This is a genomic window from Nocardioides sp. (assembly GCF_031422975.1).
Classification (GTDB): Bacteria; Actinomycetota; Actinomycetes; order Propionibacteriales; family Nocardioidaceae; genus Nocardioides.
The window spans coordinates 12,599-27,278 of record NZ_JANPEO010000062.1; the positions used below are offsets into that span (position 1 = coordinate 12,599).

Genomic DNA, 14,680 nt, shown 5'->3' on the forward strand with positions numbered 1-14,680 from the left:
CGCCTCGGGTGGGCTCCGGCCAATGCTCCGGAGGTGTCTTCAGCCGGGGGGTTCCCTGGCCTAGCGATCACGTTGTGGGTGACTCAGTTGTTCGTCAGGTGCTGCAGTTGAGCGTCAGCTCAACCCTGCCGCTGCTTGTGACGCGGGTTCTCGCAGATGACCATGACGACGCCGTGACGACGGATGACCTTGCACTTGTCGCACATCGCCTTGACGCTCGGCTTGACCTTCATGCCAGGCCTTTCTTGCTCGTAAGTGGCTGCTACTTGTATCGGTAGACGATCCGACCTCGGGTCAGATCGTAGGGAGACAGCTCCACCACCACGCGGTCCTCGGGGAGGATCCGGATGTAGTGCTGGCGCATCTTGCCGCTGATGTGGGCGAGCACCTTGTGTCCGTTGGTCAGCTCGACCCGGAACATGGCATTCGGAAGGGCCTCCACGACGGAGCCCTCGAGTTCGATCACGCCTTCTTTCTTCGGCATGTCCTCCACAATCTGTTGTTCGGTCTTCTACCGTTTGGTGCTCCGCTCCACGGCGTGGAACGGGTGGCCCGGGAACCTCCGTCGCAAGACGGTGGACCTCGTGCAGTGGTTGGTGACTCATCCCGGGCACGCAACGACCCGCTCCTGCGAGCGAATAGTCCGCGATCGGGCAGCCGCGAGGCACCTCAAAGCGCCACCCACGTTGGGCCGACACGCCAGTTTAGCCAGTCCCGGGGCGAAAAGCCCAATCAGGAGGAGCGCCGCTTGCCGCCGCGCGCTCGCCCTGGCAGGCGCGGCCACGTGGGCAGGCGCGGGAGCCGGTGTCCGCGCGCTGGTGAGGTCCGCAACGCGGTGCCGGGCACCGGTTGAGCGGCCGGCTCACTCGCCGCCGACGGCACCATCGTGCCACGGCGCAGCGACGCGACGCTGATCGTGGCCAGCCAGCGACGCCGTCGACCCACCGAGTGCGACATCACCTTGCGCTCCGAGTCGACCGACTCCCAGTACGTCTCCGCTGCCGACGCCTCCGGGATCCGCGGCCCGAACACGAAGCTGTCGGCCCGGCGCGCCAGCGCCGGCGCCGACTCCGAGCCGATCGAGCCCGACTGCTCGCGCCGGGTGACCGTGGGGCCGAGGGGGACCGGCTGCCCGAGGTCGCGGGCATGGTCGACGAGCTCGCGCCAGGCCCCGACGAAGCGGGCGGACACGCTGGCGGCACTGCGTCGACGACGCCGCCGCAGCACCTTGATGCCGATGATGGCGACCAGGATCGCGGCCAGGAGCAGGAGCGGGCCACCGACATACGTGGCGACGAGGACGACCCAGGCCGGGAGGCTCTCGGCGAGCGAGGTGTCCTTGTTCTCGTCGTCCTTGCTGGCCTTGCGCTCCTTCAGCTCGGCGTCACTCTGGTCACCGGCATCCGACGGCGGCGGGATCGGCGCGGGCGGGGGCACGACGGTGCCGCTCATGGGCGTGTTGGTCTCGGGCAGCTGCTCGGCCGGAGGCTCGGTGGACATGAACTGCTCGGTCGGCAGGGTTCGCCACGACCCGTCCGCCGCCCGTAGCTCGACCCAGGCCTGCACGTCCTCGCCGGTGATGACCCCGTCATCGGGGACGATGGCACCCAGGACCACGCGCGCCGGGACGCCGACCTCGCCTGCGAGCAAGGCCATCACGGCGGCGTACTGCTCGTCATTGCCGACCATCTGCTGGTCGTTGATGAACCCGTCGGAGAGACGCAGGAGGTGGTGGCCGGGGTGGTAGACCTGCTCGGCCTTGACGACCCCGTCGGAGTACCTGCCCTCCCTCTTGAGGTGCTCGGCGATCGCCAGCACCCGACCCATCGGCGTCGCGGCCTTCTCCGCCCAGTCGGTGGCGGGTTCCTTGAGGAAGCCCGTGCCCGGCGGAGCAGCGCTGAGCGCGGTCGAGGCCAGCGTCTCCTCGGTGAGCACGTCGTTCGGCTGGACGGCCGTGAACGAGTAGGTGTCGCCACGGTGGACCCCCGACGGCACGACGGCCGTGGAGGTCGCCAAGTTGTAGCGGAAGGACTCCGACTTGGCCGACGGGTCACCCAACCGGAAGTCCACACCCTGCAGGGCGCCGATCGTGGGCAGCCAGACACCGTCGTAGCCCTCGCCGATCGTCACCGTCGCCGTGATCCTCTTGCCCTCGACGGGGTTGTCGATGGTGGAGGAGACCCGCTGGAAGGAGTCGTCGGCGGCCCCGGGCAGCGCGTCGTTGGAGGCGCCCCACACCATGCCGTCGTAGGTGTCCATCGCGGCGATGCGGAGCCGCGAGCCGGCCGGAGCGCCGTCGATCGTGAACAGGGTCGACGTGTAGACGTTGGCCGGGTCGTCGTTGGCGCCCAGGTCGATGTACTTGCGGAAGCCCGCGAGGGGCGAGGGATAGCGACCGATGTCGAAGGGCGGCTCGACCCAGGTCCGCGCGACGGCACGACCCTCGTCGTCGCCACCCGTGACCAGTGCGCTCGCCGGCATGGCCAGGGCCGAGGCGAGCAGGACCAGCGCAGCGCCGAGCACGGCCCGGCCCCGGCCGGAGGACCCGCCGTGGACCATCGCCGAGGCCCGCCGGGCGCGGATCGCCAACCAGCCGAGTGCGGCGGCGCCGAAGACGGAGCCCTGTACGAGGACGGACTGGGGGTGTCGTACGCCGAGGAGGATGACCGCGATCAGCACCACGGTCATCCCCGCGACGGGCAGCAGTGCGCTCACCCACCCCCGGCGGAGCCTGACTTCGCTCAGCGTGGTGCCCATCAGCCCGGCCAGCAGACCCAGCAACCACGGCAGCACGAGGAGTGGTCCGTCACCGTCCACCGGCGGCAACGTGGTCAGCATGTCCTTCCAGCCGAAGATGGCCTGGTCCGCGAGCGCGCCCAGCGTCGAACCACCGGGCAGGAAGGCGGTGTCGCCCAACGAACGCAGGCACAACGGACCGCCCAGCGCGAAGAACAGCGCTGCCACGATCACCATGGGTGCGATCAACGGCCAGCCGAGCGCACGCGCGGTGTGGGTGACCAGGATCGCCAGCACCACGCCGGTCAGACCCACCACCAGGAAGCCCCACCCGGTGAACGAGGTCGCGAGCCCGCTCAGCGCCAACCCGCTCAGCAGGAGGACGAACAGCAGGTCGAGCGTCGTTGCGCCGTCCGGCAGCACCTGACGGCGACGACGGGCACGGGTGACGGTGTCGACGGGAGGCGAATGGCTCACTTGACGCTCCAGAGCAGGAGACCGCCGAGGTCGCCCTTCTCGGCGAGGTGCAGCACGCGCAGCCCGCCCGTCTCGGTGACGCGGCTGGTGCCGGACGGGTCGATGAGGACCGCGTAGCGGCGTACTTCGGGAGGGAAGGCGGCGGCCCCGCGCAACAGGTCGGTGAACTCGGTGTCGGGGCCACCGATGAGGAACACCAGGCTGCAGTCCGGAGCCACCTGGGTCGCCCGCCGCGCGGCCTTGACGATGCCCGTGCGGCCATGGTCGGCACGACAGACGGCATCGAGGGCCAGGTGTCCGGTGGTGCCGCTCGACGCGGTGTCGCCGCAGACGAAGGACACCTCGAACTCGTCCAGCACGGCGCGTACGGCGATGGACGCCGCCACAGACATGGCCGACTCGAAGTCGTCGGGGTGGGCCCACGAGGACTCGACGTCGTCGACCACGATCGCGGCATGGCTGCGGCGGGTGTCGAGGTACTGCCGCACCAGCAGGCTGGATTCGCCACCGGAGGCCATCACCTTGGCCGACGACCGCCAGTGGATGTGGCGCAGGTCGTCGCCGGGGACGTATTCGCGCAGGGCGTGGAAGGCGAGGTCGCTCTGCGACAAGGCATCGGTCGAAACGCCTTCGAGGTCGCGCAGCAGGCCGGCGCCGAGGGAGTCGAGCGGCACCATCGGCGGCCGGACCAGCACCTCTCGCACCGGGGTCCAGATCATGTCGCGGGAGAAGATGCCGATCGGGTCGCCCCGGCGGGTCGTCGCCGGGCCCACCGCGATCACCCCGCGATGCTCGGTGCGGATGGTGAACGACTCCTCGTGGCGCCCGCCGGCAGGAAGCGACGCGATGCCATAGCGATGCACCGATGAGCCGACCGGCACCTCGAGGGTCGTGGGGATCAGCCGTCGGTTCGCGATGTTCGTGACGATCACGCCGGCCGCGACGGACTCCCCCGCCGCCACTCGCTCGGGCTCGAGCCGCAGGTCGACCGCGACATTCGTGCGGCCGACGAGGAACGGAGCGGCGAGGGCGAGCAGCAGCAGGCAGGCAGCGGCGATCACGGCGAGCTCACGCCAGTTCGCCACGACTGCGACATACGCCGCGCCCACTCCGAGGCCGAGGATCAGCCACCCCACCGGGCGGACGATCGTCAGCAGCTGCTTCACCCGCTCCATCAGCGACTCAGGCCACCCGGTCGGTCGGCGGCGCGACCGCGTCGAGCAGCCGACCGATGACCGTCTGCACGCTCACTCCGCTGAACTGCGCCTCGGCGTCGAGGAGCAGCCGGTGCGAGAGGACGGGCTCCGCGAGCTCCTTGACGTCGTCGGGCACCACGTGGTCTCGACCGTCGGCCGCGGCCCAGGTCTTCGCCACGCGGACGAGGGCCAGGCAGCCACGGGGCGACAGGCCGAGCTTGACGTGCGGCTGACGACGCGACTCCTCGGCCAGCTCGGCGACGTACCCCACGACGGCGGGATCGACGTAGACCTGGTCGGCGAGGCCGCTCATCTGGGAGATCGTGGCCGCCGTGATCACCGGCGTGACCAGCGAGGCGCGGTCGCGCACCGCCGCGTTGACGAGCAGCTCGATCGTGGCGGCGCGGTCCGGGTAGCCCATCGAGGTCTTCATCAGGAAGCGGTCGAGCTGGGCCTCGGGCAGGCGGTAGGTCCCGGCCTGCTCGATCGGGTTCTGGGTGGCGATGACCAGGAACGGCCGGCCGACGGAGTGCGCGACGCCGTCGACGGTGACCCGGCTCTCCTCCATCACCTCGAGCAGCGCCGACTGGGTCTTGGGCGACGCACGGTTGATCTCGTCGGCCAGCACGATCGTGTGGAAGATCGGACCGGGGTGGAACTCGAAGGTGCCCTTGTGCTGGTCGTAGACCGTGACGCCGATGACGTCGGAGGGCAGCAGGTCGGGGGTGAACTGGATGCGGGCGTGGGAACCCTGGACCGTGTTGGCCAGGGCGCGCGCCAGCATCGTCTTGCCGGTCCCGGGGAAGTCCTCGAGGAGGATGTGTCCCTCCGACAGCAGGCAGGTGAGTGCGAGCCGGACGACGTGCCGCTTGCCCAGCACCGCGATCTCCATGTTGTCGGTCAGCTGGTCGAAGGTCTGCTTGAACCAGTCGGCCTGCTCGTGCGAGATGGTCATGGCTGCTTCCTGTTCATCGGAGCTCGTTGCACGGGATTCACCAGCTGATGCCGGCGATGACTTGTTGTTTGCTGGAGTTGCAGGTCAGCTCGACGTAGCCCTCACCGAAGTACCAGGTGGTGGTCTTCGTACCGTCCTCCTTGGTGAAGTCCTGCCGTTCACCAACGAAGGGGGTCGTGCTCTGCGAGACCCTGCAACTGAAGTCCTGGGTCCAGCCCGACGTCGTGAAGCTGAGTCGCGCGCACGTCGGTGCACCACACGCCGGGTCGGTGACGTAGGGGACCCCACGCTGGCAGTCAGGCGGGTCGGCGACGCCGTCGTCCGAGCAGGCAGCGCCCTTGAAGAGCGTCATCGTCGGGGGCGGCGGGTCACCGGACTCGACCTGACCAGTGACGACGGCCTCACGCCGGCCCGCGGGGTTGTCGTCGAAGAGCCGGACGCGGATGCTGGTGCCCGTGTTGTAGTCGGCCACCGTCACCGTCCGGGTGAGCGAGAACTCGCCCGGGGTTCCCTGGCCGACCACCTGTTCGGCGCCACCGTCGATGCTGATGGCGACGAGGGCGGGGTCACCGTTCGACGTGCCGCTGATGGTCCAGGTCACCGAGAGCCCGTCGACCTGGGAGGTGACCGGGTTGAGATGGTTCTCGAGCGGACCGTAGGTCTGGACCGACTTCGGGTCGGAGTAGCTGCAGCCGACCTTGGCCGCGAACTCGTTGCACAGGCGCATCGTGACGGGGTAGGCCGTGCTGTTGCCCGGCACGTTCACGACCTCGTTGATGATCGCGCGCGGCTTGACGACCAGCTCCCAGGCCACCTGGCCGGCGACCAGGATCGCCACCCGCGACTCCTGCCCACGCGACTCGGGGGTGATCCCCGTCACGCGTGCCTGACCGTCGGCTCCCGTGGGCGCCGCCGTGATCTGACCCCAGGGCGCGGGCTTGCCGACCGCCTCGAACGCCACCGGGCTGCCGGGCGGTGAGCTGTTCTCGATGTTCAGCGCCTGCACGTAATAGGCATAGGTGGTGCCGTCAAAGGCCACGCCGGTGTGGGTGCACGTCGTCGCCTGGATGCGGCTGCACCCGGGCACCGCCGTCAGCGGTCCGCCCTTGGCACTGTAGGCAAGGGTGTAGAAGGTCGGCGCCGGTCCCTCGGGCGCGGTCGCGGTCCACGTGGCTGTGACGTCCGTCGCCTGCAACCCGGACTGTCGGTCGACGATGGCGAGCCCGCCCGGCGGTGCGGGCGTCCCGATGGACTGCAGCGGCGCCGACTGCCGTGGCGGTGACCAGTTGACGCTGTTCTGCGCCTCGATGGAGAAGAGATACGTCTGGTTGTTGTCGAGGTTGCTCACCGTGTAGGAGGTGGTGTTGCCGGGGATCTGGACGGCCTGGCCCCGCCAGCTGATTCGATAGAACTGGATCGCGGTGCTGCTCTGCGGCTTCGACCAACCGAGGGTGATGGTGTGGTCGCCGCGGCTGATCATCCGGATGTTGGCGACCCGGCCCGGCTTGGTGTCGGCGTACGCCGTCTGCGACAGCTCGCTCCAGGGGCCGGTGCCCACCTTGTTGACCGCCGCCACCCGGAAGTTGTACTTCTTGCGGTTCTCCAGGCCGGGAAAGTCACATTGGTTCGTGCGGCACGTGATCTCGTCGCCGGTCTGCATCTCCTTGAGCCGATAGCTCGTGATCGGGGAGCCACCGTCGTCCTTCGGGGCGAACCAGCCGAGGCGGACGGTGCCCTTCTCCACGTTCTCGTAGCTCTGGGGCGCGCCCGGCTGCCCCGGAAGCCCGGACACGTCGAACTCGATCCGGCCCTCGGCCTGACGCCCGGGGCCGGCGGAGGAGGCGTCGACGTCGCTCATGACGACCCGGAAGATTGCCCTCCCCTTGGCTCGCGGACCGGCGCGCAGGATGACGCTCGCCTGACCGCTGGTGCCGGCCGAGACACCCGCACCGCTGACCGCGTCGATCGACACGACCGTCGGGGTGGGGTTGGCAACACCGGCGTCGAGGTAGGGCGCCAGGTTGAGTTCGCGCGACTCCCCCGCCTTCATGCCCTCCACCCGGATCGGCAACATGCTCGGCGGCGGCGCGTTCGCCAACCGGAAGCGGATCTCCGCAGGCAGGCTGCCGCCGGCCGTGATGGACAGCGTGCCCTCGCCGCCCCGGTTGGCATCGTCGGCCGCGGCGACCTGCAGCACCGGGCTCCCGTTGCCGGAGACGCTCAGCCCGTCGAGCTCCTGGGTGAAGATGCCGACGTACTCCAGGCCCGGCGCGTCGGCCGGATCCAGGGTCCAGACTTTGCACAGCGACGCGATGTCGAGGTTGTAGACCTCCCCCGCCGAAATGGGGATGGTGGTCTGCGGACACTCCAGCACGGGGGTGTCGTCGCCGACCTGCACGGGTATCGAGAGCAGGGCGGTGTAGCCGTCGGTCGGGTCCTGCGGGTCCTCGTTGCCGGCGCCGTTCGCCGCGGTCGTGACCTCCACCAACAACGCGCCCGGGCCGCGGAAGCCGTCGCGGGCGGAGACTGCGAAGGAGTCGTCGCCCGAGCGCTCCGTCTCCAGTGCGGCCGGAGACGCCGAGACGGATTCGCGGCCGGTCAGGCGGAGGGGTCCGCCGGACGGATTGACGATGTAGTCCTTGAGCCTGCCCGTCGCCGAACCGCCCTCGGCGAGCTCGATCAGCGCGTCGGGCCGCACGTAGGGGATGCCGGTCCCGGTGGGCGGCACGTAGAGCGAGGCGGTGGCCGCCGCACCGTTGCCGTCCTCGACCCGGAACGGGACGACGATGGGCAGCGGACCGCGGTTGGCCTTGATCGTGTCGCCGGTGGCGTTGATGGTCGTCTGGGCCTCGTTGCCATAGACCCGGGTGACGGTCAGGTCGGCGATCGTCCCATCCGGATCGTAGGCACCCTCGAGGACGTTGACCGAGATGCTCCCACTGTCGTCGGCCTGGCCGAAGGCGTCGTAGACCACTGGCGGGTTCTCGAAGTCGTCGGCCGTGTCGACCTTCAGGGTGGAGATCGAGGTGCTGATCCCGTTGGTGATGGCATAGACCACCGGCGGCGAAGCGCCTTGGGTGGTGGCGGGCGCCGGCACGGAGACGAGGTTGGTGTCGGGGTCGAGCGTGACGCCTTCCGGGGCGTCTCGGAGGCTGATCTCGACCTCGTCGCCGGGCGCGATGTAGTCGTTGGCGAGAGGATCGAACACGGCGACCCGGCCGGGTTCGACGGTGAGCTGGTCGGCGACGGCCAGCGGGGGTTGGGGCTCACCCAGGGGCACGACGGCCACCCGCACGGTGCCGGTGCCCACCGCGCCACGGCTGTCGGTGAGTGAGTATTCGAACTCGTCGGTCCCCGTGGTGCGTGGGTAGGCCTGGTACTCCAAGAAGTTTCCGCCGTAGGACAGCACCCGGCCGAGCCTCGGAGCCGAGGTGATGCCACCGACGGTGACCGGGTCGCCCTCCGGGTCGATCCCGCTGCCGGGGAGCCTGACCTTGATGCTGCCGCCCGAGACGACACGCCCCTCGAGCGTGGGCGGCTCGGGAGCGGTGTTGGGATCCTTGGCAGGCGTGATGATCACGATCAGGCGTCCCCCGCTGGACTCGCCCGTGGTGGAGCGAGCGATGTAGCCGACTTCGAACGAATCGCGCTCCTTGAGGTCCGGGGCGATGTAGCGGACGTTGCGACCGGAGACCAGCGCCGTGCCCACGTCACCCTTGACGTCGACGGGAACGTCGATCGGCAGCTCACCCGGCACACCCTCGGCCGCGTCGCTGATCAGTGACAGGCGATCGCCCGACGGCGAGATGTCGTTGTCGAGCACCGGCACCGTGACCGACGTCCCGGCACGCACGTGCACGCGGTCGGTTGTCGTCACCGGCGAGTTGTCGGCCGGGGGATGGCGCTGGCTGAGCGAGACCTCTCCCTCGATGCCGGAGGTGGACCCGTTGCTGATCGTGTAGTGCACCAGCTGCGGGTTGGGTGACAGGTCGCCCTGCCGCGAGGAGATGCGCAGCCAGCGACCGTCGATGATGGCAACGTCCACCTGGTTGGGGTTGTCGGCGACCGCACGTTGCACGACGAGCAGGCCGCCGGCGGGATCGAGGTCGTTGGCGAGGACGTCGACGATGCCGGCCGCCTGGCCGTAGACGGTCAGCGTGTCCGGCATCGCGACCGGGTCGCCGGGCGACTTGGGACGAGGGCGTACGTCGATCCGCACCGTCTGCTGGTCGAGACGGGCGTTGCCGAACGCGGCGTCGTACTCGATGAAGTAGGTGTCCGGCCGCTCGGCGGCGAACGTGATGATCCCGTTCTCCACGTCGGTCTTGATCGAGACGCCGTTCTGCGCGGGGATCTTGCCGCCCAGCATGAGCTCTGCGTTGGGGGTGCCGGGGTCGGAGCCGGGCAGGTCGTTGAGCAGTGGACGGATCTTGATCGGCCGGCCGGCCTCACCGCGCACCACGTCGGGCTCGGCCACGGCCGGGAAGGTCTCGCGGTCCAGCCGCTCCTGCACCTCGAAGGACATCGTCTGCCTGACCGGCGCCGATCGGCCGTCGCTGACCAGATACTCGACCTGGTAGGTGTCGCCGCCCTCGATCGAGCCGGTGAACCGGACCCGGCCGTCGGAGGTGGTGCGGGCCACCGCGCCCGAGTCTCCGGCGCCGAGGGCCACGGTCGAGTCGAGGACGAGGGCGTCGCCGTCGCCGTCGTCGCGCCAGTCGGAGAGCACCGGGACCGTGACCGAGCCGTTGGCGGCCACCCGCCACGTGCGGGGCTCGAACCCGTTGCGCAGGGTGGGCTGGGCGTTCTGGCCGGCTGTCCGGACGGCGACGCTGACGGCCGCGTGGGCGGTGAAGTTGCTGCGCCCGTCGTCGATGTAGTAGTCGAAGGAGGTGTCGCGGGCCTTGTCCGGCAGGCGGAGCACGATGGTCTGGCCGTCGGGACTGATCTCGGCTGTCGCGTCGCCGGTGGGTTGCTCGACGTCGATGATGCTGAGCAGTCGTCCCTCGGGAGCCGAGTCGTTGTCGAGGGGGTGGAGCACGGTGGTCCGGCCCGAGCGAGCGCCGTAGCTGTCGGGCTTCGCCTCCGGCGGAGTGCGGTCGCCCGCGCTCTGCTGCTGGTTCTGCTTGTCCTCGTCCTTCACCAACTTGGACATGGTGAACGCGTTCCAGTTGTCGATCTTCTGCGGTTCCTGCTCGTCGAGGTCCCAGACGGCGCCGCTGGTGTTGTCGTTGAGCACGATCTGGCCGCGGTTGACCCGGAACGCGAGATTGCTCGCCTTGCCACCGAGGGTGGAGTGCTGCGCCTCGTCGTCACCACACTGGACGGTGACCTCCCCGAGCCCACCCGACCATGCGGCGTACGAACAGGCACCCAGCCGCACCGGCTCGATGGGCGTGCCGTTCCCCCTCTCGTCCACGACGGTGGTGTTGCCGGACTCGAGGTCGACGCTGAGCATGCTGTCGGGACTGGCGACGAGCACGGACTCAGCGTCGGGACCCGGCTGCTGGAGGATGCTCCCGGGGGGCACGGTCGCCGAACCGCCGCCGACCACGCTCAGTGCGCCTGCGGCCACGTCAAGGGTGATCGCCGTCTCGCCGACCGCGGTGACGGCGGTCGGGTCGCCGGCCCCGGCAGGCAGGTCGTCGGTGCGCGGCTCGTCGAAGGCGTTGCCCTCCTGCACGATGTAGGTGATCGTGCCCCTGCCCGCTGACGTGACGATCACGGTGCCCGTCTGGCTGACCGCCAGCGCCGCCGCGTTGCCGACGGAGGCGAGTGGGTCGGACTGGACATCGAGGGCCGTGATCAGCGGCCTGCCGCGTTGCGGATCCAACTGCACTGCCCAGACGTCGCCGTTCTCGGCATCGATCGAGGCGAACGTCCCGCCCGCCATCTGCTGGTCTCCGACCGGCGGGATCGCGATCTTGCCGCTGGCGTCGAGCTTGGAGGTGGCGGGATCGATGACCTGTGCGGTGCCGGCCAAGCGGTCGATGGCCGCCACCGCCGCACCGTCCTGGGCGACGTCGAGGGGTCGATCACTGCCGCCGTCGCCGAGAACGGTCGTGTCGAGCTGGTTGATCGGCTTGTTGATCCGACCGTAGATGCCGCGATCGCCGTGGACCACCCAGATGCCGCCGTCGTTGAGCTGGGCCTCGTGGGCCTGGTAGCCGTCGGCGGCCACGGCGTAGGCGACGACCGCACCCGCGGCCAGCACGAGGGCGGTGTTGGACGCCACGGCAGCCTTGTGCCGACGGATGAATCCAGCACGTGCCACCAACGTCCCCCTACACACGGCTCTGCGACTATCCGAATATCGCACGGTGAGCGTATGTAGGTGGGGGGTTAGGAACAAGTCGAGACAGAGTGGCGGCTCATCGGCGACGATGTGTTGGCAGGTATGGCGACAATGGCCACTCACTGGGACGAGGAGGCACGCGTGGTCGTGGAAACGAGGTACGCCGCAGGCGACGGTGTGCTCCTCGGCGCGGGAGACCACTGGGTGCTGATGACCGACCCCGGCGACGACGACGTCCTGGACGAGATCTGGGCCGTGATCTCGGGTGCACGCGCGAGCGACGCGCCGATCACCGAGCAGGTGCTGGCCATCGTGGAGAAGGCCTTCGGCGGCGACCCCCCGGGGTTGGCGGTCGTCGACCTGTCCACCGGCGGCTCGATGTCCGTCTCACGGGGTCGCGGGCACGTGCGCGTGTCCGGAGCAGACCGGTTCCTCTCCCTCGACGGTGGCGACGACCCGGACGCGTTGGCGCGGACGCGCCGCCTCGCCGGTGGTGTCGTGGCCGCGTCGCGGGCGATGCTCAAGCCTCTCGCCCGACGGACGGGACCGCTTCCCACGCATGCCTCGCCACCGGCCCCGCCAGCGGGCGGACTGCTGATCGACGGCATCCCGGACTCGATCCTGGCCGCCACCGGACCCGACGGACCGCCGCCTCGGCCGCGACGTCGAGCCACCCCGCAGCGCGAGCACGACACCGGCTCCCTGAGCGACACCACCGACCCCGGCCCGGGGTTCGTCGAGCGGATCTCCGAGGGCACCCACACCACCATCCAGCCGGCCGGACTCGATGAGCCGGTCGACGACCATGACGGCGCCACCGTCCACCGCCCCCAGATCGCCTCGCACCTGCGGCACGAGACCGCCGACACCGTGCTGGCCGCCAGCTGCCCCACCGGCCACCTGACTCCGGCCGACAGCACGGTGTGCCGGGTCTGTCGTCAGCCGGTGGCGCCCCAGGAGGCGCGCCGGGTGCCGCGCCCGACCCTGGGCGGGCTCCGACTGCCCACCGGCGAGGTGGTGCCGCTCGACCGTGGAGTCGTCCTGGGGCGAAAGCCGGCGCCCCTCAAGGACAGCACCGACTGGCCGCACCTCGTGCACCTGCCCTCCGACCACACGTTCGTCTCCCGGATGCATCTGCACATCGAGCTCCACGGCTGGGATGTCCTGGCCCGCGACCTCGACTCGCGGGGTGGCACCATGGTGACCATGCCCGGCCGCGCTCCCGAACGAATGCGTGCGGGTGAGGCCTACGTCCTCGAGCCGGGCTGCAGCCTGGACCTGGCCGAGGTCTACGAGGTCCGCTTCGAGGTCGGTCCGGTGGTGCCGCGGTGAGTGCCCCCGTCATCGGTGGCTTCACGTTCGTCGAGCACCTGGGCAGCGGCGGCTTCGCCGACGTCTTCCTCTATGAGCAGCAGTGGCCCCGCCAGCGCGTCGCGGTCAAGGTCGTGCGCCCCGACGTGCCCCTCAACGACCGGGAGAAGCAGCTCTTCACGGCCGAGGCCAATGCGATGGCTCGACTGGCCGACCACCCCTACATCGTCTCGGTCATCACCGCCGGGGTCACGCTGGATGGTGGGCGCCCCTACCTGGTGATGCGCTACTGCCCGCCGCCCGACCTGGGCCTGCGCGTGCGCTCCAACCCGATGGCGGTGGTCGACGCGGTGAGCACGGGCATCAAGCTGGCGAGCGCCATCGAGACGGCCCACCGCTCCGGCATCCTGCACCGTGACATCAAGCCGAGCAACGTCCTGGTCACGACCTATCACGAGCCCGCGCTCACCGACTTCGGCATCGCCGGCCACATCGCCGATGTGGCGGGCGAGAGCGACGTGCGCATCTCCTACCCGTGGTCGCCCCCCGAGCTGCTCGACGGCCGGTCCAACGGCTCGGTGACCTCCGACGTCTATTCGCTGGGCGCCACCATCTGGCACCTGCTGGTGGGGCGCTCCCCGTTCTCGATCCCGGCCGGTGACAACTCGACCCGCGCACTCAGCGCCCGCATCCTGCACGCGGCGCCGCCGGCCACCCAGCGCTCCGACGTCCCGCCCGCGCTCGATCGCCTGCTCCAGCAATGCCTGGCCAAGAATCCCGCCCATCGTCCGCAGAGCGCGCTCGAGCTCGCGCGCAGCCTGCAACAGATCGAGAGCGCGGCCAACTGGGCCCGCACCGCGGTCGCGGTCGAGGGTGACCGGCCCGACTCCTCGGTGAAGGCCCCCGGCCCGGAGCCGACGGAGGACCGCACCGTGATGAAGGCCGTCACAGTGATCTCCGCGTCCGGTCCGCGGCGGATCGCCACCGCGCAGAACGAGACGCAGACCCAGCCCGACAGCCACCGGGTCTCGGCCGTCGTCTGGGCCGTCATCGGTGTGGTGGCTGTGGCCGCGCTGATCGGCGGACTGATCCTCAGCGGGGGTGGACGAGACGACGAAGCCCCGCCGAGCTCGCCCACGACCTCCGGGACTCCCTCGCCCCTGATCGCCGACACCCTCACCAGGCCGCCCACGCTCGACGGCACGCGCAGCGGCGGCTCCGTGGTGTTCCACTGGGACAGTCAGGACTCCGTGGATCCCGGCGACGAGTGGATCTGGCAGGAGGTCGGCAGCGACGACTTCGAGCGCACCAGCAAGCGGTCGGCAACCGTCAAGAGTGGCGAGCAGGTGTGCCTGGAGGTGCGGCAGGTGCGCGCTTCCGACGAGTCCCCGACGGCCAACGAGTGCGTGCCCTGAGCCGGCGTCTCCTGACGCTCGTGGTGGCGCTGGCATGGTGTACGCCGCTGGCGACCCCGGCTGGTGCCACCGACGACCCCCGGCTCGACCGGCTGCTGCGCGCCGTCGAGGTGGTGGCCACCGAGCCCTACCACCCGGGCTACGACCGCGACTGCGATCCGGGCGCCTGCGTGTTCGGTGAGGCCTGGACCGACGACCACGACGGCCCCTTCGGCCACAACGGCTGCACCACGCGCGAGGACGTGCTCCTCCAGCAGATGCGCGACGTCGAGATGCGGTGGGGCTCCGCGTGCCG

8 protein-coding genes and 1 pseudogene are annotated in these 14,680 nt (G+C 70.1%); 3 read left to right on the top strand and 6 right to left on the bottom strand.

The window, feature by feature from the left end:
• Window positions 1-119: 119 nt before the first annotated feature.
• The 6 genes from rpmJ to RMO85_RS02170 form a co-directional block, all read right to left on the bottom strand.
• Complete coding sequence (gene rpmJ, locus RMO85_RS02145; RefSeq protein WP_310526187.1) at window positions 120-233, bottom strand: 50S ribosomal protein L36; 114 nt, start codon at window positions 231-233, stop codon at window positions 120-122.
• Window positions 234-262: 29 nt separating this feature from the next.
• Window positions 263-484 carry a translation initiation factor IF-1 gene (gene infA, locus RMO85_RS02150; protein ID WP_056927040.1) on the bottom strand — a complete coding sequence of 74 codons (222 nt, stop codon included), beginning with the start codon at window positions 482-484 and terminating at the stop codon, window positions 263-265.
• A gap of 248 nt (window positions 485-732) precedes the next feature.
• The gene (locus RMO85_RS02155) at window positions 733-3,213 is read right to left on the bottom strand and encodes a transglutaminase-like domain-containing protein (RefSeq protein WP_310526190.1); all 2,481 of its coding nucleotides are present in this window, start codon (window positions 3,211-3,213) and stop codon (window positions 733-735) included.
• Window positions 3,210-4,379 carry a DUF58 domain-containing protein gene (locus RMO85_RS02160; protein WP_310526191.1) on the bottom strand — a complete coding sequence of 390 codons (1,170 nt, stop codon included), beginning with the start codon at window positions 4,377-4,379 and terminating at the stop codon, window positions 3,210-3,212. The genes RMO85_RS02155 and RMO85_RS02160 overlap by 4 nt, the downstream gene beginning before the upstream one ends.
• 16 nt (window positions 4,380-4,395) lie before the next feature.
• Entirely contained in the window at window positions 4,396-5,364 is a 969-nt protein-coding gene (locus tag RMO85_RS02165; RefSeq protein ID WP_310526192.1) for a MoxR family ATPase, read from the bottom strand.
• A 37-nt stretch (window positions 5,365-5,401) separates the two neighbouring features.
• Window positions 5,402-11,638 carry a fibronectin type III domain-containing protein gene (locus RMO85_RS02170; protein WP_310526193.1) on the bottom strand — a complete coding sequence of 2,079 codons (6,237 nt, stop codon included), beginning with the start codon at window positions 11,636-11,638 and terminating at the stop codon, window positions 5,402-5,404.
• 162 nt (window positions 11,639-11,800) lie between these two features.
• Here RMO85_RS02170 and RMO85_RS02175 point away from each other — a divergent pair, with 162 nt between their 5' ends.
• The 3 genes and pseudogenes from RMO85_RS02175 to RMO85_RS02185 form a co-directional block, all read left to right on the top strand.
• Window positions 11,801-12,991: an FHA domain-containing protein gene (locus tag RMO85_RS02175; RefSeq protein ID WP_310526194.1), complete on the top strand. Its 1,191-nt coding sequence runs from the start codon at window positions 11,801-11,803 to the stop codon at window positions 12,989-12,991.
• A complete protein-coding gene (locus RMO85_RS02180) occupies window positions 12,988-14,385 on the top strand; it encodes a serine/threonine-protein kinase (RefSeq protein ID WP_310526195.1) in 1,398 nt (465 codons plus the stop codon). The genes RMO85_RS02175 and RMO85_RS02180 overlap by 4 nt, the downstream gene beginning before the upstream one ends.
• Window positions 14,373-14,680: pseudogene (locus RMO85_RS02185) on the top strand (hypothetical protein); the annotation flags it as partial. The gene RMO85_RS02180 and the pseudogene RMO85_RS02185, both read left to right, overlap by 13 nt.